Raw genomic sequence first — 20456 nt, 5'->3', positions numbered from 1 at the left:
TCCTCATGCGAACAGACGGTCGGTATTGGCGAAGCCGCGCGTGTTCTCCGCGCATGCGCGCCGGCACGGGTCGTCGTCGGGTGCGGCGCCGTCGGCCGGATATGCGCGGTACGCGATCAGCTTCACCGCTTTCGGCGCATAGTCCGGACGCGGATCGAGCGGATGCGGCGCGGTCGAGAACGCCGCGAGCGTATTCATCTCGAAGCGCAGGTCGAGCGCGCTGCCGGCCGGCGAATGGCTGGCGACGAAATCGAGCGCGCCGTCGTCGCGCGTGTCCAGCTTGCTGAAGAAGTTGACGTTCGCCGTGAGGTCGCGCGCCGACAGCCCGTATTTCGCGAGCTCGAGCACGAGGCTGTCGCGGCCGTTGCGGATCATCGCGTTGCGATCGGCCTGGTACGACGACGTGCCGTACTTGTGCGCGAACAGCCGCGCATCGCCGACGCCGCCGAGCGGGTCGTGCCAGCCGAGCGTGTCGGCCGTGATCGACGCGATCACGCGCCCCATGTCCGTATACAGCGCATGGCCGCGCGTCAGATGCGCGGTGTGCTGCGCCTTCAGCGTATCGGCCATGTTGTAGCGTTCGAGCAGGTCTTCCTGACGATGAAAGACGGCGGACAGGTTCGCGCCGCCGTCGACATCGACGATGCGCAGCGCGAGGCCGCGGCGCAGGATGCCGGACCAGTGGGTTCCGGCGGGAATCAGCGTTTCCCACGCGACGTGTGGCGGCGGGGCAAGGACGGCTTGGGGGCTCGGCGACATGGCGGCTCCGGGGTCGGTTGGACAAAAGGCGTGAGAGGGCGACCGAACGACATCGCGACCTCCCGGGCTTTTATCCCTCCGTGGAGCCTCGCCGTTTCCTCTCATCGAGGCGAAGGCAAGACCGGATTGCTCTCGGACCAGGCATCGCGCGGCGCACGCCGCACGACCGGAACCCTAGCGATCCTGAAGATGATGCAAATTGCTTCGCACCTCTCGGGCATCGAATAAGCGAGTTGCGTGCCAGCCGCCGTCCGATGACGGCCCGATGACCGCACGACGCGGCCCGGCGGCGCGATGTCGCGCGGCAAGCGAATGGCGGACGCGTTCGCTTGCCCTCGCGGCGGGCGCACGGCGCACCATGCGCACGCAACCGCGCACCGGCGCAGTGCGCGTCGCGCGCTCGCGTACCGTGCGATCCGCGATGGCATGGGCATTGCTGAACCCATGCATCGTCACCTCATCTCCTCTCCTTCATGAACAAGCTCGACCTGCTGCGACGCGTACTGCACGCGCTGTTCGCCGCCCGCTTCATCGAACTTCAGCGCCCCTCGCGCCGCCGTTGAATCGCGTTACCGCGCGCCGTTGGCACGCTTCTCGCTCGGCATGACGCCGAGAGGTGCGGCGGCGTCGCATCTTAGGGGTGCTAGGGTTCCGGTTCATTATCGAACGTCTGGTCCGAGAGCAGCCCGGCGCGGGTTCGTCCGGTCGCAAGACCGGATGCACGCGTGCTACACGGCGGGACAAAAGCCCGGGAGATTGGCGATGGCAACGGCCATCGCGCCTCTCCGTGGCCGCTCCGTCCGTTCCGCATCCGCAGGAACCGGTCACGCAGCCGGACCGTGTGCTCGCGCACGGTCCGTATCGACGATCCCGATCCCGGTCTCCTGGAGAACAACGATGACCCGTCCCGCCCCGGCGTTCCGCCGCCTGTCGTCCTTCCGTTTCATCCGTCATGCATTGGGCGCCGCCGCCGCGGCCGCCACGCTATGGGCGGCGCCTGCCGCGCACGCTGCCGCACCGCTGAAGATCGGCTACAGCGACTGGCCCGGCTGGGTCGCGTTCCAGGTCGCGCTCGACAAGGGCTGGTTCAAGGAAGCCGGCGTCGACGTCGATTTCGAATGGTTCGATTATTCGGCGTCGCTCGACGCGTTTTCCGCAGGCAAGCTGGATGCGGTCGCGGCGACCAACGGCGATGCGCTCGTGACGGGCGCATCCGGCGCGAAGAACGTGATGATCCTGCTGACCGACTACTCGGCCGGCAACGACATGATCGTCGCGAAGCCGCCGCTGCGCACCGTCGAGGCGCTGAAGGGCAAGAAGGTCGGCGTCGAGCTCGGACTCGTCGATCACCTGCTGCTCGAAACCGCGCTGCAGAAGCACGGGCTCAAGGACGGCGACGTCACGCTCGTGAATGCGAAAACCAACGAGCTGCCGCAGGTGCTCGGTTCGTCGGCCGACATCGCGGCGGTGGCCGCATGGCAACCGAATGCGGGCGAGGCGTTGAAGCGCGCGCCGGGCGCACGCGCGATCTTCACGTCGGCGGATGCGCCGGGGCTGATCTACGATGCGATCACGGTCGCGCCGGCGAGCCTCGCCGCGCGCCGGGCCGACTGGGCGAAGGTGGTTAAGGTCTGGTATCGCTGCGTCGCGTACATCAACGATCCGAAGACGCAGGCCGATGCGGTCAAGATCATGTCGGCGCGCGTCGGGCTCGCGCCGGCGCAATACCTGCCGCTGCTGAAGGGCACGCACCTGCTCGACGAAGCGGCCGCGAAGCGTGCGTTCCGCAAGGGCGACGGGCTCGATTCGATCTACGGCTCGACGCGCAACGCGAATGCATTCAATGTGCGTAACGCCGTGTACAAGCAGTCGCAGGACGTCGACGCGTATATCGATCCGCGGTTCATCGACGCGCATTGACGGCGGCATGCCCGCCGGCGCGGCGACGTGCCGCGTCGCGCCGGCGGGCAACGCTGGTCCGGTCGCACGCTCGCGACGGCGCCCGGTTGACTGCCGCGCCGGTTGCACGGGCGGTGCAATGCGAACCGGCCGCCCGGCACCCGCCGATCAACCGGCCGGTGCAGCGGCGAAATCGCCCGGCGGCAGCGGCCGGTTCGCGACGTCCCGTGCCTCCGCGCACGTCAGGCCGAGCGTCTGCAATACCACCGCCGCGGCGCGCTCGGGGAGCCGGCTGTCGCCCCCGGCCCGCTTCGTTGCCCGGCCCGCGACCGCGTCGGCCGCGTAGGCCTCGGCCGCGATCGCCGCGAGGATCGTGCCCGTCATCGCGAGCACGCTCATGAACGGATCGCCGACCGCGAAGCGGCGTGCCGCGATTCCGCGCTCGCTGTCCCGCCGCAAGCGCTGGCCCAGCCCGTGATCGAGCGCGCGCGACGAAAAACCCTCCCGCATCAGGAAACGCCCCCAGCGCCGCTCACGGCGCGCGCGCATCAGCATGTGGCGCACGCAGACGGACACGACCTCGGCAGGATCCGACAATCCGCTCGCCAGCCGGTCGAGCCCGTCCGCGAAATCGTCGAACACCCACTCCGTCAGCGCGGCGAAGATGCCTTCCTTCGAGTCGAAGTGGTAGTAAAACGAGCCGAACCCCACATCCGCGGCCTCGGTGATCTCGCTGATCGCCACGTTGTCCCTGCCCTTTTCCGCCATCAGGCCGAACGCCGCCTGCAGCAGGCGCATACGCGTCGCCTGCTTGCGCCGCGCGCCGCGCGGCTGACGCGGTTCCGCTTCGCCCGCCGATGTATGCGAGCGGCCGCGCCGGCCCGGTGTGTCGTCCGCGAGCGCGCCACTATTGTCTGAAAGATTCTTCTGCATGGCGAAATTCTAGATTACCTACTCATACTTGACAATATTATCAGTTATGAGTCTAATCTCGCAAATCGCAGAACCGGTTCCAGTCCGGATACCGAGTGCGACTCCCGCCGGCGAGCGGCGCAGACGTGCGGACCGCCGCGTCGGCTGTGGGCTGTCGGCTCACGCGGCCTGCGTCAGGCGCGAGCCGCGCGATGCCGGCGAGCCGAATCGGCTTCGCATTGAACATCGGAGTACTGATTGATCATCAGGCGCATGGGGGCGGAAACGCTCGCGCGCACCTGGATGAACCGGGGCGACCCGCCATGGTCGCCGAACACTTTTAAGTTGGCCCCTCACTTGTCCTGGAAACATCGTGAAATCACCCGGTCTTGACGCGCGGACTTCAACGCGCCCGTTCCTGACGCGCATCGCATCGCCGGTTCGGCGAGCCCCGATCGCGTTCGCGTGCTGTGCGATTCTGCTCACCGCCTGCCACTCGCACGACGCCGTTGCGCCCGAACCGCAACCGGTGGTCGCGCTGGCCGTTCATGCGGCCGACAGCGCGGCGCAGCGCGTGCTGCCCGCACAGGTTCAGGCGCGCTATTCGACGCCGCTGTCGTTTCGGGTCGGCGGCAAGATCGTCGAGCGACGCGTGCGGATCGGCGACACCGTCAAGGCCGGCCAGACCGTCGCGATGCTCGATCCGGCGGATCTGCGCAACACGCTGCTGAACGCGCGCGCCCAGCTCGATGCCGCCGAGCATCGCGTGGCCTATGCGAAGCAGCAGCTGGATCGCGACCGCGCCCAGGCTCAGGCCAACCTGATCGCCCCCGCGCAGCTCGAAACGACGCAGGACGCGTATGCATCGGCGGTCGCGCAACGCGATTCCGCGCTCGCGCAAATGGCGCTCGCGAGCGATCAGCTGCGCTACGCGACGCTCGTCGCGGATCACGACGGCGTCATCACGTCGGAGGATGCCGATACCGGGCAGAACGTGCAGGTCGGCCAGGCGGTGTTTCATCTGGACTGGAGCGGCGACCTCGACATCGTCTGCGACGTCGCGGAGCGCGACCTGCGCGATCTGTCGACAGGCCGCACCGCGCACGTCAGCCTGACGGCGCTGCCCGGCAAGGTGCTCGACGCACGCGTGCGCGAAGTCGCGGCGGCCGCCGATCCGCAGAGCCGCACCTGGCGCGTGAAGCTGACGCTGCTCGCGCCGGGGCCGGACGTGCGCGCGGGGATGACCGCCAGCATCGCGTTCGACGGCGCGGCCGACACCGCCGCGGACCACGCGGTCACGCTGCCGGCCACCGCGCTCTTTCATCGCGGCGACGCGCCGGCCGTGTGGGTCGTCCGCAAGGGCGGCGACACGCTGGAGCTGCGCCCGGTGACGATCGGACGTTACGACGAACGCACGATCACCGTCACGTCGGGTCTCGCGGACGACGAACGCGTCGTGATGCAAGGCGTTCACACGGTCAGCGCCGGCCAGCACGTGCGCGTCGTGCCGCCGCTGCATGCGGAGGACCTCTCGTCATGAATGCGCCAGAACACCGGCCGTCGACCGACGGCCACCCCGCACGAACCGATGCGACATCGCACGACGACGGCGGATTCAATCTCTCCGCCTGGGCGCTGAAACATCAGCAACTGGTGGTCTTCCTGATCGGCCTCGCGACGATCTTCGGCGTGATCGGCTATACGCGCCTCGCGCAATCGGAGGACCCGCCGTTCACGTTCCGCACCATGGTGATCCAGACTTACTGGCCGGGCGCCACGGCGCGCGAGGTGCAGGAGCAGGTCACCGACCGGATCGGCCGCCAGCTCCAGGCCGCGCCGTACGTCGACAACATCAAGAGCTATTCGCGGCCCGGCGAGTCGATGATCTTCTTCGCGATGAAGGATTCGGCGCCGGTCGACCAGGTGCCGGAAACCTGGTACCAGGTGCGCAAGAAGGTCGGCGATATCCGCGCGACCCTGCCGAAGGGAACCGTCGGCCCGTTCTTCAACGACGAATTCGGCGACGTCTATACCAACGTCTATGCGCTCGACGGCGACGGCTACTCGCCCGCGCAACTGCACGATTACGCGGACAAGCTGCGCACCGCGCTGCTGCGCGTGCCGGGTGTCGCGAAGGTCGACTACTTCGGCGACCCGGCCCAGCACGTGTTCGTCGAAATCTCGAACGCGCAGTTGACGCGGCTCGCGATCACGCCGCGGCAGCTCGCGCAGGCGATCGATGCGCAAAACGCGGTCGCGCCGGTCGGCACGATCACGACGGCGGACGATCGCGTGTTCGTGCGCCCGAGCGGCGCGTTCAAGGACCCGCAGGCGCTCGCCGACATGCTGATCGCGGTGAACGGCCGGACGTTCCGGCTCGGCGACGTCGCGAAGGTCACGCGCGGCTACGACGATCCGCCGGCCACGCAGATGCGTACGGCCGGCCCAGGCACGGCCGGTCACGCGGTGCTCGGCATCGGCGTCACGATGCAAAAAGGCGGCGACGTGATCGACCTCGGCAAGGCGCTCGACGCGAAGACCGCCGAGCTGCAGCGCGGCTTGCCGGCCGGCCTGAAGCTGGCGGCGGTATCCAGCATGCCGCACGCGGTGAAGCACTCGGTGGACGACTTCGTCGAAGCGGTCGGCGAAGCCGTCGCGATCGTGCTCGTCGTCAGCCTCGTGTCGCTCGGCCTGCGCACCGGCATGGTCGTCGTCATCACGATTCCGATCGTGCTCGCCGTGACGGCACTGTGCATGCACGCGTTCGGCATCGGCCTCGACAAGGTGTCGCTCGGCACGCTGGTGCTCGCGCTCGGGCTGCTGGTGGACGATGCGATCATCGCCGTCGAGATGATGGCGGTGAAGCTCGAGCAGGGATGGAGCCGGACCCGCGCCGCGGCATTCGCGTACACGAGCACCGCGTTCCCGATGCTGACGGGCACGCTCGTCACGGTATCGGGCTTCCTGCCGATCGCGCTCGCGAAATCGAGCACCGGCGAATACACGCGATCGATCTTCGAGGTATCGGCGATCGCGCTGATCGTGTCGTGGTTCGCGGCGGTCGTGCTGGTGCCGCTGCTCGGCTACCACATGCTGCCCGAGCACGCGCATCGCGACGGTCACGCGCATGGCGACGAGGTGTACGACACCGGCTTCTACCGCCGGCTGTCCGGATGGATCTCGGCGTGCATCGAGCGCCGCTGGGTGGTGCTCGGCGTCACCGCCGCGCTGTTCGCGATCGCGATGGCCGCGTTCACGCGCGTGCCGCAGCAGTTCTTCCCGAATTCGGAGCGGCCCGAACTGCTCGTCGACATGCGCTTGCCGGAAGGCGCGTCGTTCGATGCGACGCTGCGTGAAGCAAAGCGGCTCGAAAAGGCGCTCGACGGCCGGCCTGAAATCGACCATGTCGTCGACTTCGTCGGCACCGGTGCGCCGCGTTTCTATCTGCCGCTCGATCAACAGCTCCAGCAGCCGAACTTCGCGCAATTCGTGATCACGGCCAAGGACGTCGAGACGCGCGACCGGCTGTCGCGCTGGCTCGAAGCGACGCTCGCCAGCCGCTTCCCGACCGTGCGCACGCGCGTCGCGCGGCTCGAGAACGGGCCGCCCGTCGGCTTCCCGATCAAGTTCCGGGTGAGCGGCGACGACATCGCCACCGTGCGCGGCATCGCCGAGAAAGTGGCGGACAAGGTCCGCGCCGACACCCGCACGCGCAACGTGCAATTCGACTGGGACGAACCGGCCGAGCGGTCGGTCTCGTTCGAGATCGACCAGCTCAAGGCACGCCAGCTCGGCGTGACGTCGGAAGACGTGTCGAGCTTTCTCGCGATGACGCTGTCCGGCTACACCGTCACGCAGTATCGCGAGCGCGACAAGCTCATCGACGTCGACCTGCGGGCGCCGAAGCGGGAACGCGTCGATCCGTCGAAACTCGCCGGCCTGGCGATCCCGACGGCGCACGGCCCGGTGCCGCTCGGCGCGATCGGCCACGTGCGCGACACGCTCGAATACGGCGTGATCTGGGAACGCGACCGTCAGCCGACCGTCACCGTGCAGGCCGACGTGCGCGGCGAAGCGCCGAGCATCGGCGTGACGCGCGACCTCGACGCCGCGCTCGCGACGGTGCGCGCGACGCTGCCGGCCGGTTACCGGATCGAGATCGGCGGCGCGGCCGAGGAAAGCATGAAGGGCCAGACGTCGATCAATGCGCAGATGCCGCTGATGATCGTCGTGGTGCTGACGCTGCTGATGATCCAGCTCAAGCGCTTCTCGCGCACCTTCATCGTCGTGCTGACGGCGCCGCTCGGGCTGATCGGCGTGGTCGCCGCGCTGCTGCTGTTCGGCAAGCCGTTCGGCTTCGTCGCGCTGCTCGGCGTGATCGCGATGTTCGGGATCATCATGCGCAACTCCGTGATCCTGGTCGACCAGATCGACCAGGACATCGCGGCCGGGCAGCCGCGCTTCGCCGCGATCGTCGGCGCGACCGTGCGCCGCTTCCGGCCGATCATGCTGACCGCTGCCGCCGCCGTGTTCGCGCTGATTCCGCTGCTGCGTTCCGGCTTCTTCGGTCCGATGGCGACCGCGCTGATGGGCGGCATCACCGTCGCGACGGTCCTGACCATCTTCTTCCTGCCGGCCCTGTATGCGGCGTGCTTCAAGGTGCGCCGCGACGAGAGCGAGCCGCGCGCGATGAACGTCGCGTCCTCGGAGACCTCCTGATGAAATTCCCTATTCTCACATCGGTGCTCGCCGTGAGCGCCGCGCTGGGCACGAGCGGCTGCGCAATGGCGCCGAGCGGCACGCCGCCTGCGATGCCGTCGCCGGCACACTACGGCGCCGCGCCGCAAGTGCAGCAGACCGTGGCCGCGCGAGGCGTCGCGCAACAGTTCGACGTCGGCGCCGCGCCCGTTCCGCAATGGTGGCGCCTGTATCGCTCCAGCGCGCTCGACGCACTGGTCGACGAAGGCCTGCGCGCGAATCCGACGCTGGCCGCGACGGAGAAAACGCTCGCCGCCGCGCTGCAGGAACTGCGTGCGCAGATCGGTGCATCGACGCTGCCGTCGCTCGATGCGAACGCGCAGGTTGCCCGCACCCGCACGCCGGACATCTCCGGCGCCGGCACGCAAAACCTGCGCTACAACATATTCGTCGGACAGCTGCAGGCGCATTACACGTTCGACCTGTTCGGCGCCACGCGTTATGCGAACGCGGCGAGCGCCGCGCGCGTCGACGTGCGCGGTTGCGAACTCGAAGCGGCTAGGCGCGCGCTGGCGGCCAACATCGTCGGCACCGCGATCAATGCGGCCGCGCTCGACCGCCAGATCCTACTGACGGAGCGTCTGATTGCCGTCGCCGAGGCCTCCGCGCTCGAAGACCAGCAACGTTACGCGCTCGGTGCGGTGACCCACGTGCAGGCGCTGACGTCGACGCAAGACGCCGCGTCGCTTGCCGCGTCGCTGCCGCCGCTGCGCCAGCAACGCGCGAGCGCCGTTCACGCGCTCGCGATCCTGCTCGGCCGCACGCCCGACGCGCCGCCGCCGATCCCGGCTTTCGCCGCGCTGTCGCTGCCGGAACACGTGCCCGTGGCCGTGCCGTCCGACCTGCTGAAGGCGCGCCCCGACATCCGCGCGGCCGAAGCCGCCGTGCGGGCGGCGGCGGCGGATGTCGGCGAAGCGACCGCGCAATTGTTCCCGAGCCTGTCGCTCACCGCGACGATGGGGCGCGGCGGCTTCAACTGGCCCGCGCTGCTGTCGGGCGCGGGCGGGCTGTGGGCGGTCGGCGCCGGGCTGTCGCAGCCGCTCTTCCACGGCGGCGCGCTGCTGGCTCACCGACGCGCCACGCGCGACTCGTACGACGCGGCGGTGCTGCAATACCAGGCAGCGGTGCTGTCCGCGTTCGGCGACGTCGCCGATTCGCTGGCGGCGCTGGACAACGACGCGCAAGCGCTGGCCGCGAACGAACGCGCGGCACGCGCGGCGGGCGCGGCTTTCGACGAAACGGTGCAACGCCGCACGCTGGGCGCCGTGCCGATGTCCGCGCAACAGGCGAGCGAGCAGCGCTATCTGGGCGCGGAACTGGATGCGGTACGTGCCGCGAGCCGCCGGATGACGGATACGGCCGCGCTGCTGCAGGCGATGGGCGAACTGCCGCCCGACACCCGCGAGACGGTCGCCGCCCGGCAATAGCCGATGCGTGCGCGGACGCCCGGTCGCGTGCCTGCCGGCCGCGCCGGGCGAATTCCGCGTTTCGAATTCCAGGTGCCGAAGCCCGATGTGCGACGTGTCACGCGCGCCGCACCGCCCGCCGGATGCCGCGCGGGTAGGCTCGACCATGCGGCCACGCGTCGCACTGCGAGGCGCGGCACGCCGGACGTGCCGGACGTGCTAGAAGATTGAACGAGTGCCGCGGCGACGCGGCGGGCCGGATCGGGCGGCCGCCCGGCCACATCACCGCGGCACGTCGGCCGGCTCGACGACCGGCAGCGGCCGGCTTGCGATCTTCTCGGCTTCCGCGCGCTTGAGCCCGAGCGTCTGCAGCAGCGCGGCCGCCGTGCGTTCCGGAAAGTGCTCGCCGCTGAAGCCGAGGTGCGCGAGCACGTCGGCAGCCGGCGCACCGGGCGCGACGAAATTGAGTTCCGCGGAGATCGCGGTGAGCACCGTGCCGCCGACGGACAGGAAACCGATGAAGGGATCGGCCACCGCGAAGCGCTGCGCGGCGATGCCGCGCTCCATGTCGCGCAACAGCCGCTGGCCGAGGCCGAGCGTCAGCACGCGCGCCGAAAACCCCTCGCGGATCAGGAAATGGCCCCACACCGGTTCGCGCCGCGCCCGCATCAGCGTGTGCCGCACCGACACCGCAACGATCTCGGCCGGATCGGACAAGCCGCTCGCCAGGCGATCCAGCGAATCGGCGAACTCCTCGAATACGGTCTCCACGAGCGTCTCGTAGATCGCTTCCTTCGATTCGAAGTGGTTGTAGAACGACCCGAAGCCGACGTCCGCGGCCTCGGTGATCTCGTTGATGGCGACGCCTTCCATGCCTTTCTCGGCCATTAGCTTCAGCGCCGCCTCGAGCAGGCGGCCACGGGTTTCGCGCTTGCGCCGCGCGCCGCGCGGTTCGCGCTCTTCGGCGACCGGCGCGGCAACGTCGGCGGTAACGGCAGGCTCGGCCGCCGCACGTTTCGGTGCGCGGCGTTTCGGAGGATTCGACATGACTGATCCGGTTCTGATATCCGTCGAAGTATAGATTCAAATGTCTACATTGACAAAGTTATCATCTATGACTTTAATGTCACAAAACTCATCCCATCACGCGCCGCGGCTGTGATCCACAGACGAATGGAGACGAGGCGGAGCATCTGAAGCGACGGGCGCACGCACCGCAGGCGACGCGCTGCCCTCCGACGCGCGGGCTGCCGCTCTTTCACGTGAATGCGGCGCTGCTCGACGTGCCCGTCGGCGACCATGCGATCGGCTCGCTCGAGTACGGGCCGTGCGGCGCGGCGCCGATGCCGGTCGAGGTATTCCGCGGTGCAGCTCGCCGCTGCGATCGGCCGCCCCGACGCACACGCGGGCGAACTGCCGGTGGCCCACGTGCAGCTCAAACCCGGCGCGCAGGCAACGGAACACGAGCTGGAAGCGTTCGCGCGGCAACAAATCGCCGAGCGCGCCGCGCAGCCGAGGCAGGTTCGCATCGTCGACGCGATTCCGCTCACCGGTGTCGGCAAGATCTTCAAGCCCGAGTACCACCATTCCCACCGCCTGGACGACGCAGCATGAAACCCGCCCGCCTTACCCGCATACAGCGCCAGCTCGACACGCGTGAGCGCCTCGTCGCCGCCGCGCGGGACTGCTTCATCGCGAGAGGCTTCGCCGATACGACGGTCGAGCATATCGCCGAGCGCGCGGGCTACACGCGCGGCGCGTTCTATGCGAACTTCAGGCACAAGCGCGAACTGCTGGTCGAAATTCTGCGCCATGACCGCCCGCAGTTGCTGGCCAGGATGCGTGGGAGCGCGCATGCGCATTGGAGCTGCCGCACTGCCGACGACGCCGTGGACATCGCCGCCGAATGGGAATGTTTCCCGCTGTGGGTCGAGGTACACCTGTACGCGCTGCGCGATGCCGCGTTACGCCAGATCGTCGAGCGGCTGCACGCCGAGCCGGTGCCGCAGGCAACGGCAAGCGGCGCGGCGGATCGCGCAGAGATCCCGGAGCGCATGCCGTCGTCGGCCGAATGGGGGGCGCTGCTCGGCGTCGCGTTGTTGCGTAATGGTGCGCGGAAGGCACCGCGCGACGAACCGGCGTAGGGTGCGGCGACGGGCGCGCCGTCGAGGGGCTGCCCGAGGACTGGCCGGCCGCGCAGCGTGTGCTCATCACACCAGCGGTGGCCTCGTCGCCGTCAATGCTTCTGCTACTTGCCACAGGCGAATTGAATCCGCGCTCCTGGCGGAGCGGGGCTGTTTGGCAACGTGCGAGTTCCCGACGAGCAGAAAGCGGGGGCCGTAGAATGCGCCCTGGGTCGCAGTGGGATCGACTGCCGCGTGCAAGAGCGAGTCCGTGGCCCATTCCACGTCCATGGACGGTACAAGTCGGAACGATAGCCGCTTGCGGGTTGAATCAGTACCCATATTCGGACCGCTCGTCTGAAGATTGGTGCGTGTATGGCCTGGATGGGCACTCGTACTGAGCAGGGGCCAGCCACGCTCGCGCGCAATTTCTGCCAATCGATTCGCCAACAGCAGGCAGGCTAGCTTGGACTGCGCGTACGCGGTCATGGGCTTGTACGACGTTTCGCCTTGAAGGTCGTCGAAATTGATTTTGGCACCCATTGCGGCGCTGCTTGTCATCGTGGCGACGCGAGGAGACTTCGCTTCAAGCAGAAGCGGCAACAGCAGATTGGTCAGTGCGAAGTGACCCAGGAAATTGGTCGCAAACTGTAGCTCGAATCCGTCGGAGCTCAGTACACGCGTCGGCGGCATCATGATCCCTGCGTTGTTGACGAGCACGTCGAGAGGGCGTCCCTCCTCGAGCAACTGGCGACCAAAATTCTCCACGCTCGCGAGGCTGGAGAGATCCAACGTGCGGACGTCAATCGATGCGCCTGGAAACTCCTTGCGTATATCCCGGCGGGCGGCATCGCCTTTCGACTCGCTGCGTACCGCCATGATGACGTCGGCACCAGCCGCCGCCAATCGTCTAGTCGCCTCCTTGCCGGTGCCGCTATTGGCTCCGGTAACGACAATACGGCGCCCCCGCTGATCAAGAGGTTTGTACATTCGCGTTTCTCCTATGATTTCATTCGATAAAGCGGGGCTCGGACGCGGACACTGGCAGGCATTCAGCTTCAGCCGACAAGGCACATGCAGATGAGAAATGGGTCTGGTATTGGCCGGTCCGGGTGGACCCGCAGGGATTACTTTGGTGAAGTACACCGCATAGTGTAGTTTTCTTGGCGAAAAGTAAACTCACCGGTGTAAATTTTCGGCTGCTTAGGCAGCCCATCCCGACGTGCCTTACCGACCGCAAGTGGCCGATTCTGTCGAAAGACTCGCTTTGCGCGCCGCTGTGGTGGGAGTTTGGGTGGCGCGTCTTCTTTGTCGAAACCAGCAACGCCGGCGTCAGCGCAAGGGGGCGAGCCCCCGATGCCCAATGAGCGAATAGCATCTCGACTTTCTTGCGCTCCCGGCGTGAGCGCGTATACGCCGGCGCTTTCGCAATAGCTCAAGCCTCATCCCGTGCTGCCTCATGAACACTGCGTGCCATTTTGCGCATCGGTGTGTTGGGGCAACACCGTTGTTTCATCGCGCATGCGGCGCAGTCGACTTGATCGATAGATGATCGTATCGGCCTTTGTAATACGGGATCGCGGTTCTTTGAATTGTCTGCGGTCACTACGCAGGGCGTGCCCTGCTGGGCAGCGATACTCGTTAGCCTCTACTCGATTCACTGGAGGTCGCTATTGGGAAGCGTCCCATCGGTGCGCGGCGGGCGCTGCCAAACAGGCACTGCGGATCGATGCGTTTCTCCTGAACCATCCAGCCAAGCATTGCGCCGGATCAGTTAGCGAGATTCGCTTCGACGGTATCGAAGACTCCGCGTCCTCGGAAGGCGTCGGGTTTTCCTCTTCCAGCGCCGTCAAATATTCTTGTACCGTGCGACTGGGTCCATCGCGCTGACGCCAATCGATCACGTCCGTGCCCGACACTCCACGCGCACGATTTGCGTCCGATTTGACCACACTTGCATCTACCGCGAAGCCCCCTTCACCCGCCTCTCGGCAACCGCACCGCGAACACGGTTTCCGTCTGATCGGACCGCGCGTCGATCCGGCCGCTATGCGCCTTGGCGATTTCATTGGCGATGAACAGGCCGAGCCCCAGACCGGCATCGCCACCCGTCCTTCTCTGCCCCTCGTCTCCGCGCTCGAGCGGATCGAAAATGCGGTCGAGCGTGCGCGGATCGATCGCCGGCCCGCTGTTGCCGACCTCGATGAGCACTTCGGCGCCGCTCGTCGCGGCCGCCACCCGCACCGGCGTATCGCGCGCGCCGTACTTGATGGCGTTGTCCACCAGGTTGCTCAGCAACTGCTGCATTCGCCGGTCGTCCCAATCACCTCGAAGATCCCCGCGCAGATCGACGGTAATTTCGCGATCCGGATGAACGGCCCGCAACTCGTCCACCACGTTGACGAGTACGTGCGCGAGATCGACATTGCGGGGAACGACGTTGATGCCCAGCCCGAGCTGGGTTCGATTGAAATCGCAGAGATCGTCGAGAAGGCCCTGCATGCGGCCGCCGCTTCGGATCAGCCGCGCGGCGGCCTCCGACACTTCCTCACCCGCATTGAGCGCGGCGAGGTACGACGCCGTAAGCTGGATCGTCTGCAGCGGCGTGCGCATGTCGTGACTCAGCATGCCGAGAAGCAGGTTGCGAGCCTGTTCGACCTGTTCGGTAAAAAAAGCGACGGATTCCGCCAGCGCTTGGTCGATCGCTTCGTTGAAGCGAATCATGTCGTCCATATCAGGCAGGCCCGGCCGACACGCGTCGATCCACAGGCGCAGCACACTGGCACGCAGCGCCCGATACTCGGCTGCCAACTGGTTGATGTTGAAGCCCCGCCGGGCGCGCAGAACGGCGTGCGTCTCGGCGGCCGTCTCGGCGGCGTTCACCGGCTCGGGTGCGCGCCCCAGCGATTTTTCGTGTTGCGCTTCCCGCGTTTGCGGGGTCGCGATGTCCTTGGCGACGGCGTTCAGGATCTCGCGCGCGTGGTCGCGTAGCCCGAGCGAGTTCATGTGTCTCGCGGCCGGTAACAGCGTGGCAGCGAATGCTTCCCACTGCACCAGGATCGGTTCCATGTTCCGTACGATGAAATCAGCAAGACGCATGTCGCCCCTCACAACGGAATGAACGGTGGACGCTTCTGTCGAACCGCAAGATATCACGTGAATAAGGGCGATACCCCGCGATTCGATCGTCGCCGTCGTCATTGCCCGCTGCGCGGGCGATGAACGCCCAGCGGCCAGGCCCTCGCGTACCGAGCGATTCCGGATGCGCGATTGTCTGTTCAAGGGCCGAAGCGAACGTCGATTCGCACGCCCGTCACGCCGGGCGGCTAGCATCGCCGATAATCGATCCGCGTCATCCCGTTCTGCCGGACGCCGCCTTCCGATTGCCGCGGCGCGGCACCGGCAGCACGAACCTTGCTCCGCCCCCGTTCGACTTCCATCCGACGGCGGAGTCGGCCGCCTCTTCCCGCCACGGCCGGCCGCCGGCACGAAACTGCACATGCCCAGGAAAAAATCCAGCCTCTGGTTACGGCCTCTCGAACTGTTCTCCATCGCGGCCGGCGCACGTCCGAAGAAGCGGGCCGGCAAGCCGCGGCCGGCCGCCAAAAAGGCCGCCGCCAAGGTCACTCAACGGCCCGCCAAACCGGCGGCTTCCACCCCCGCCCGCGCCGCCAAACAGACGGGCGCCACACGCACGGCGCGCACCCCGTCGGCCCGGCCGCCCGGCACCTGGCTCCGCTCGTTTCATTCCGCCGGCCCGAGCGCCGGCCGGCTCGTGAACCATCTTGCGTATGCGCTGTATCTTCCCGCCGCACCGGCCCAGACAGCGGGCATGCCGGCCGTCGTCATGCTGCACGGCTGCAAGCAGACCGCCGAATCGTTCGCCGCGGGCACGCGCATCTGCCGTCTCGCGGAGCGGTCCGGGTTCGCCGTGCTGTTTCCCGAGCAAGCCAAGACGACCCATGCGCACCGCTGCTGGCACTGGCATGGCGATGCGACCCAATCCGAAGCCGCGGCCGTCGCGTCGCTGGTCGACGCCATCGTGAAGCGCCACGGCTTCGATCGCGACCGGATCTACGTGGCCGGCATGTCGGCCGGCGCCGGGCTCGCCGCGGCGCTGGCGATCCGGTATCCCGACCGCTTCGCGGCCGTCGGCCTGCACTCCGGCCCGGCCATCGCGCCGCCGTCATCGACGATGGCCGCGATGAGCCTGATGCGGCGCGGCATCCGCGACGATCCGATCGATGCGCTCGACGCATGCGCCGACGTCGCGTCCTATCCCGGCATGCCGGCCCTCGTCGTGCACGGCGCGCTCGATACGGTCGTGACCGACCGGAACGCGACGCAGCTCGGCATCGCGTTCGCGCGGCTCAACCGGCTCGTCGACGAACACGGTGCGATCCGCGTCGGCGAGCAACGCAGCTACGCGCAGGACGATGCGGACTACATCGATTATCTGAAGGGGGGACGGCTGGTCGTCAGGGTGTGCATCGTCCGGCGGCTGCCGCATGCATGGAGCGGCGGCGATCCGGGCGAGCCGTTCCATTCCGCCACCGGGCCGGACGCGACCGCGATGTTCTGGCATTTCTTTCGTCGTCAACGTCGCAAGCGATAGGCGTGACGCACGACGCTCGCACCCGCCGATCGCGAGCGAGCCGTCATGACGTCATGACGTCAAACCCGTTGCTCCAGCGCCGCCGCGTTCGCACGGTCCCCGGCACGCCGAATCGGCAACCGTATCCGGAAGGTCGTGCCGCGCCCCGGCTCGCTGGTCACGTCGATGGTGCCGCGATGACGCTCGACGATGCCGTGCGATACCGACAGCCCGAGCCCCGTGCCCTGCCCGACCGGTTTCGTCGTGAAGAACGGATCGAAGATGCGCCGGACGACGTCGGGCGTCATGCCGGCGCCGGTATCGCTGATCGCGATCGTCACCTGGTCGCCGTCGCTCGACGTGCGGATCGTGATCACGCCGCGCTCGGGAATCGCCTGCGCCGCGTTGACAAGCAGGTTCATGAAGACCTGGTTCAACTGCGACGGCAGGCATTCGACGTGCGGGACATCGCCGTAATCGCGCACGACGTCGGCCTTGTACTTGAGTTCGTTGTGGACGACGTTGAGCGTGCTCTCGAGGCCCGCATGCAGATCGACCACGCTCCATTCGTCGCTGGCCGGGCGCGAGAAATCGCGCAGGTCCTGCACGATGCGCCGCACGCGCAGCGCGCCGTCGATCGACTCGTCGATCAGCATCGCGATCTCGTCGCGGACGTAGTCGAGATCCGCCGCACGGTGCACGGCCGTCAACGCATCGCGGGTGGCCGGATCGAGCCGCGGCAGCGCGGCTTCATGCGCCGCGACCACGTCGAGCAGGCTGCGCACCCACGTCTTCAACGTATTGAGGTTCGCGCTGACGAAACCGATCGGATTGTTGATCTCGTGCGCGACGCCGGCCGCGAGCTGGCCGATCGACGCGAGCTTTTCCGACTGCAGCAATTGCTCGTGCGTTTCCTCGAGCGCGTGCAGCAGGCGCCGCTGTTCGTCCTTCTCCTGTTCGAGCAGCGCGTGCGCGGCCTTGCGTTCGTCGATCTCGGTCGCCATGTTCTCGCGCGTGCGTTGCAGCATCTGCGTCGTCTGCTCGTAGCTGTGCAGCGCGCGTTCGAGTTCACTGGTTCTCAGCCGCACGAGCCGTTCGAGCGTGTCGGTCATCCCGCGCAGGAAAGTGGTGCGCGCATCGAAACGGCACACCAGCAGCGTGACCACCAGCGTCGCCATCGTGAACAACGCGACGGTCGTCGCGAGCCACGGCGCGTCGACGTCGTTCGCGGCGCCGCACCGCGCATCCGGCGCAAAATGCGCGGCCGCCATCGCCGTGTAGTGCATGCCGGTAATCGCGATGCCCATGATGACGGCCGCGCCGATGCGTTGCGCGGTCGCGTAGCGTGCCTGCTGCATGCGCAACGCCTGGGCGATCCACAGCGCGGCCGTCGACGCGATCACCGCGATGCCGATCGACGCGGCGAACAGCGCGGCATCGTAGCGAATGCCGGGCTGCATGTGCATTGCGGCCATCCCCATGTAATGCATGCCGGCGATCCCGCCGCCCATCAGCACGCCGCCCGCGCACAGCCGCCACCACGCCAGCCGGGCGCGCGTGACGACGTTCAGCGCGAAATACGATACGAGCACCGCGATCGCGAGCGAGATGGCGGTTTCCTGCCACGCATAGCCGAGCGGCACCGGCAATGAAAACGCGAGCATGCCGACGAAATGCATCGACCAGATTCCGGTGCCCATCGCCGCCGCGCCGCCGCCGAGCCATGCACGCTTCAGTTTCGGATTGTCGAGCAGCGAAATGAATGCGGCGAGGTCGAGCGTCGTATAGGAGGCCAGCGTCGCGATCGCGAGCGACAGCAGAACGAGCGGAAGGTTGTAGATGCCATGCATGATCGGACGCCCGCAGCGGGTTGGATGCATCGCCGCGGTGCGGGCGGTCGCGCGCACCGCGGCCATCAGGCCGACGTGTCGACGCGTCGACGTCAGGCCGGCGGCGCACCTGCGTTGGCGGCCTGCCCTTGCCCGGCCGGACGGGCCAGCACGAGAATGTCGAACGGCGTGCCCTCGCGCGTCTCGAAGCGGCGCACGAGCTCGATCTGGTGCGCTGACATCACGCTGCCCTTCGTCATCAACAACACGCCGCGATGCGTGCGCAGATCGTCGGCGAGTTGCATGCCTTCGCGCAATTGAGCCGACCGGATTTCCGCGACGGACGCCGCGATCCCGAGACTCGCCGGATCCCGCATCAATTCGATGAAGCGCGCGACCAGTTGCGGGTCGTAACGTACGCCTGCTTGCGAGTGCAACACGTCGATTGCCTGCTCGATCGAATGCGGCGCCCCGATTTCGCCGTGGCGCAGCCCTTCGAAATCGCGCGCGATCGCGACGATCCGCGACCCGACCGGGATCGCGTCGCCGACCAGCCCATCCGGCGTGCCGCGGCCGTTGAAGCGCTCGTACTGGTGCAGCACGATCGATGCGACCTTGTGCAACTGGGCGACCGGCGTCAGCACCATCTGCGCACGCAGCGGATGCTCCTGGAACACGCGGTGCTCGTCCGTCGTCATCCGCGCGAGCGGCTTGTGCAGCAATTCGTCCGGCAGCGACAGCTTGCCGATGCCGTGCAACAGCCCCGCGAAATAGACGTCCTGCGCATGCAGTTCGCTCATCCCCGACGCGAGCGCGAGCCGCCGCGCGATCTCGCCGACCCGCATCGCATGCCCGCTCGCGGCGCCGCAGCGCAGCTCGATCATGCTCGCGCACACCTGAACCATCGCCGTGAAACTGCTTTTCAAATCGCTCTGCGCCGCTTCGAGAAACATCACCGTCTGGCCGAGCTCCTCGGTGCGCGCGCGAACCTGCGTTTCGAGGTCGGTATTGAAACGGCGCAGCGCATCGTTCTGCGCCTCCGTCAGCGCCGCCAGCCGGGCCGCTTCGCGACGCAGACGGCGCTGCTCCAGCGCCTGCTCGATGGTCAGCAGCAGGTCGTGATCGTCCCACGGCTTGTTCAGGTAGCGATACACGCCGCCTTCGTTGACGGCCTGCATGATCGACGCGATCTCCGCATAGCCGGTCAACAAAATGCGCATCGTGTCCGGGTACAGCCCCCGCGCGCGCGCCAGGAATTCCGCGCCGCTCATGTGCGGCATCCGCATGTCGGACACGATCAGGTCGATGTCGGTCGACGCCAGGATCTCGAGCGCGGCCTCGCCGCTGTCGGCGGTCACGATGTCGTAGCCGGCGGGCCGGAACACGCGGCGCAGCGCGGACAGCACGTTCGGTTCGTCGTCGACCAGCAAGATCGACGGTATGCGGGCCGCGTCGCCGGATGCCGCTGCGCTGCCGGACGTTTCGGGCGGCACGGCATTCACGTCGTTTGTTGCAGATGTCGTCATAATCGGCCTCGTATTAATTATTTACGCCCTCTCTGCAACATCGGCCGGTTCCGCGTTTTCCACATTGGTGGAAACGCTAACGCGTGTGCGTCGATTTCAACCGGAATGCATCACGCGCATGCTACGTCGTCGCCGCGCCCGGTTCGCGCCGGTAGTAGATGTCCCATTCCGCTTCGTCGGTTCGCACGAAGCCGTGCCGTTCGTAGAAGCGGTTCGAGTCGCTGCCGCGCAACGCGCCGACGCGCACGGGCATCCGGTGTGCGTCGGCTTCGGCCAGGATCTCGCGCAGCACGGCCGCGCCGATGCCCTTGCCCTGATGCGCGGGCACGATGTACAGGTGGTCGAGCAGCCAGTGATCCGCCATCGGACGAAGCGTGTAGAAGCCCGCCCGCGAATCGCCGGCTTCGATGAAGCGGCATAGCGCCGGGTCGAACGACGCGAGAAACCGGTCGCGTGCACGTTGCGGATCGAAACGGCCGATGCGTTCGAGGCTGTCGCGCATCGCGGCGATGCGGATCGCGACGAGGGTTTCGACGTCGGCGTGCGTGACGGGGAGGAAGGTCAGGGTCGTTGTCATGGGCTGGCGGGATGCGTGGGAAGCAAGCGCTCGGCTCGGTGGCGCGGGGCCACCGCGCATCGAGGACGAGGGA

At 67.5% G+C, this 20456-nt stretch carries 14 protein-coding genes, 2 pseudogenes and 2 riboswitches; of the genes and pseudogenes, 7 read left to right on the top strand and 9 right to left on the bottom strand.

The window, feature by feature from the left end:
* Window positions 1-3 precede the first annotated feature (3 nt).
* Window positions 4-759 carry an urea amidolyase associated protein UAAP1 gene (locus HWX14_RS24280; RefSeq protein ID WP_175884905.1) on the bottom strand — a complete coding sequence of 252 codons (756 nt, stop codon included), beginning with the start codon at window positions 757-759 and terminating at the stop codon, window positions 4-6.
* 57 nt (window positions 760-816) lie between these two features.
* A riboswitch (guanidine-I (ykkC/yxkD leader) is annotated at window positions 817-948 on the bottom strand.
* A 443-nt stretch (window positions 949-1391) separates the two neighbouring features.
* A riboswitch (guanidine-I (ykkC/yxkD leader) is annotated at window positions 1392-1516 on the top strand.
* A 140-nt stretch (window positions 1517-1656) separates the two neighbouring features.
* On the opposite strand from HWX14_RS24280, the gene HWX14_RS24275 reads away from it, so the two are divergent.
* Window positions 1657-2679: an ABC transporter substrate-binding protein gene (locus HWX14_RS24275; RefSeq protein WP_175884904.1), complete on the top strand. Its 1023-nt coding sequence runs from the start codon at window positions 1657-1659 to the stop codon at window positions 2677-2679.
* Between the two features lie 147 nt (window positions 2680-2826).
* Here HWX14_RS24275 and HWX14_RS24270 read toward each other — a convergent pair whose 3' ends face one another.
* Window positions 2827-3456, bottom strand: coding sequence for a TetR/AcrR family transcriptional regulator (locus HWX14_RS24270; RefSeq protein ID WP_175885560.1), 630 nt, complete (start codon window positions 3454-3456; stop codon window positions 2827-2829).
* Between the two features lie 568 nt (window positions 3457-4024).
* On the opposite strand from HWX14_RS24270, the gene HWX14_RS24265 reads away from it, so the two are divergent.
* Genes HWX14_RS24265 through HWX14_RS24255 form a run of 3 tightly spaced genes read left to right on the top strand, consistent with a single transcriptional unit; the run spans window position 4025 to window position 9755 of the window.
* On the top strand, window positions 4025-5110 hold the full coding sequence (locus tag HWX14_RS24265) for an efflux RND transporter periplasmic adaptor subunit (RefSeq protein ID WP_347879867.1): 1086 nt from the start codon (window positions 4025-4027) through the stop codon (window positions 5108-5110).
* A complete protein-coding gene (locus HWX14_RS24260) occupies window positions 5107-8289 on the top strand; it encodes an efflux RND transporter permease subunit (protein ID WP_175884903.1) in 3183 nt (1060 codons plus the stop codon). The genes HWX14_RS24265 and HWX14_RS24260 overlap by 4 nt, the downstream gene beginning before the upstream one ends.
* Complete coding sequence (locus HWX14_RS24255) at window positions 8289-9755, top strand: efflux transporter outer membrane subunit (protein WP_175884902.1); 1467 nt, start codon at window positions 8289-8291, stop codon at window positions 9753-9755. Before HWX14_RS24260 ends, HWX14_RS24255 begins: the two co-directional genes overlap by 1 nt.
* 261 nt (window positions 9756-10016) lie before the next feature.
* On the opposite strand, the gene HWX14_RS24250 is transcribed toward HWX14_RS24255, so the two are convergent.
* Complete coding sequence (locus HWX14_RS24250) at window positions 10017-10781, bottom strand: TetR/AcrR family transcriptional regulator (protein ID WP_175884901.1); 765 nt, start codon at window positions 10779-10781, stop codon at window positions 10017-10019.
* A gap of 306 nt (window positions 10782-11087) precedes the next feature.
* Here HWX14_RS24250 and HWX14_RS24245 point away from each other — a divergent pair.
* A pseudogene (locus HWX14_RS24245) lies at window positions 11088-11312 on the top strand (acyl-CoA synthetase); the annotation flags it as partial.
* Between the two features lie 32 nt (window positions 11313-11344).
* A complete protein-coding gene (locus HWX14_RS24240; RefSeq protein WP_175884900.1) occupies window positions 11345-11878 on the top strand; it encodes a TetR/AcrR family transcriptional regulator in 534 nt (177 codons plus the stop codon).
* A gap of 66 nt (window positions 11879-11944) precedes the next feature.
* Here HWX14_RS24240 and HWX14_RS24235 read toward each other — a convergent pair whose 3' ends face one another.
* From HWX14_RS24235 to HWX14_RS24230, 3 genes and pseudogenes are all read right to left on the bottom strand, one after another.
* Window positions 11945-12847: an SDR family oxidoreductase gene (locus HWX14_RS24235; protein ID WP_175884899.1), complete on the bottom strand. Its 903-nt coding sequence runs from the start codon at window positions 12845-12847 to the stop codon at window positions 11945-11947.
* Between the two features lie 373 nt (window positions 12848-13220).
* Window positions 13221-13830 (bottom strand): annotated as a pseudogene (locus HWX14_RS36600) (transposase); the annotation flags it as partial.
* 4 nt (window positions 13831-13834) lie between these two features.
* The gene (locus tag HWX14_RS24230) at window positions 13835-14956 is read right to left on the bottom strand and encodes a HAMP domain-containing sensor histidine kinase (protein WP_175885558.1); all 1122 of its coding nucleotides are present in this window, start codon (window positions 14954-14956) and stop codon (window positions 13835-13837) included.
* A 400-nt stretch (window positions 14957-15356) separates the two neighbouring features.
* Between HWX14_RS24230 and HWX14_RS24225 the strand changes: the two genes are divergently transcribed.
* A complete protein-coding gene (locus HWX14_RS24225; protein WP_175885557.1) occupies window positions 15357-16472 on the top strand; it encodes a PHB depolymerase family esterase in 1116 nt (371 codons plus the stop codon).
* Window positions 16473-16531: 59 nt separating this feature from the next.
* Here HWX14_RS24225 and HWX14_RS24220 read toward each other — a convergent pair whose 3' ends face one another.
* From HWX14_RS24220 to HWX14_RS24210, 3 genes are all read right to left on the bottom strand, one after another.
* On the bottom strand, window positions 16532-18301 hold the full coding sequence (locus tag HWX14_RS24220) for a histidine kinase (RefSeq protein ID WP_175884898.1): 1770 nt from the start codon (window positions 18299-18301) through the stop codon (window positions 16532-16534).
* Window positions 18302-18393: 92 nt separating this feature from the next.
* On the bottom strand, window positions 18394-19806 hold the full coding sequence (locus tag HWX14_RS24215; protein ID WP_175884897.1) for an HD domain-containing phosphohydrolase: 1413 nt from the start codon (window positions 19804-19806) through the stop codon (window positions 18394-18396).
* A 121-nt stretch (window positions 19807-19927) separates the two neighbouring features.
* Window positions 19928-20383: a GNAT family N-acetyltransferase gene (locus HWX14_RS24210; RefSeq protein ID WP_175884896.1), complete on the bottom strand. Its 456-nt coding sequence runs from the start codon at window positions 20381-20383 to the stop codon at window positions 19928-19930.
* Window positions 20384-20456: the final 73 nt, after the last annotated feature.

Source organism: Burkholderia sp. BCC0044, assembly GCF_902832955.1.
GTDB lineage: Bacteria > Pseudomonadota > Gammaproteobacteria > Burkholderiales > Burkholderiaceae > Burkholderia.
This window is presented reverse-complemented; position numbering and strand designations above follow the sequence as displayed.

What these genes read in the sequence shown, in the direction of transcription:
- HWX14_RS24280 (WP_175884905.1), bottom strand. Translation starts at nt 759, where the DNA reads ATGTCGCCGAGCCCCCAAGCCGTCCTTGCCCCGCCGCCACACGTCGCG.
- HWX14_RS24275 (WP_175884904.1), top strand. Translation starts at nt 1,657, where the DNA reads ATGACCCGTCCCGCCCCGGCGTTCCGCCGCCTGTCGTCCTTCCGTTTC.
- HWX14_RS24270 (WP_175885560.1), bottom strand. Translation starts at nt 3,456, where the DNA reads ATGCGCCTGCTGCAGGCGGCGTTCGGCCTGATGGCGGAAAAGGGCAGG.
- HWX14_RS24260 (WP_175884903.1), top strand. Translation starts at nt 5,107, where the DNA reads ATGAATGCGCCAGAACACCGGCCGTCGACCGACGGCCACCCCGCACGA.
- HWX14_RS24255 (WP_175884902.1), top strand. Translation starts at nt 8,289, where the DNA reads ATGAAATTCCCTATTCTCACATCGGTGCTCGCCGTGAGCGCCGCGCTG.
- HWX14_RS24250 (WP_175884901.1), bottom strand. Translation starts at nt 10,781, where the DNA reads ATGTCGAATCCTCCGAAACGCCGCGCACCGAAACGTGCGGCGGCCGAG.
- HWX14_RS24240 (WP_175884900.1), top strand. Translation starts at nt 11,345, where the DNA reads ATGAAACCCGCCCGCCTTACCCGCATACAGCGCCAGCTCGACACGCGT.
- HWX14_RS24235 (WP_175884899.1), bottom strand. Translation starts at nt 12,847, where the DNA reads ATGTACAAACCTCTTGATCAGCGGGGGCGCCGTATTGTCGTTACCGGA.
- HWX14_RS24230 (WP_175885558.1), bottom strand. Translation starts at nt 14,956, where the DNA reads ATGCGTCTTGCTGATTTCATCGTACGGAACATGGAACCGATCCTGGTG.
- HWX14_RS24225 (WP_175885557.1), top strand. Translation starts at nt 15,357, where the DNA reads ATGCCCAGGAAAAAATCCAGCCTCTGGTTACGGCCTCTCGAACTGTTC.
- HWX14_RS24220 (WP_175884898.1), bottom strand. Translation starts at nt 18,301, where the DNA reads ATGCATGGCATCTACAACCTTCCGCTCGTTCTGCTGTCGCTCGCGATC.
- HWX14_RS24215 (WP_175884897.1), bottom strand. Translation starts at nt 19,806, where the DNA reads ATGACGACATCTGCAACAAACGACGTGAATGCCGTGCCGCCCGAAACG.
- HWX14_RS24210 (WP_175884896.1), bottom strand. Translation starts at nt 20,383, where the DNA reads ATGACAACGACCCTGACCTTCCTCCCCGTCACGCACGCCGACGTCGAA.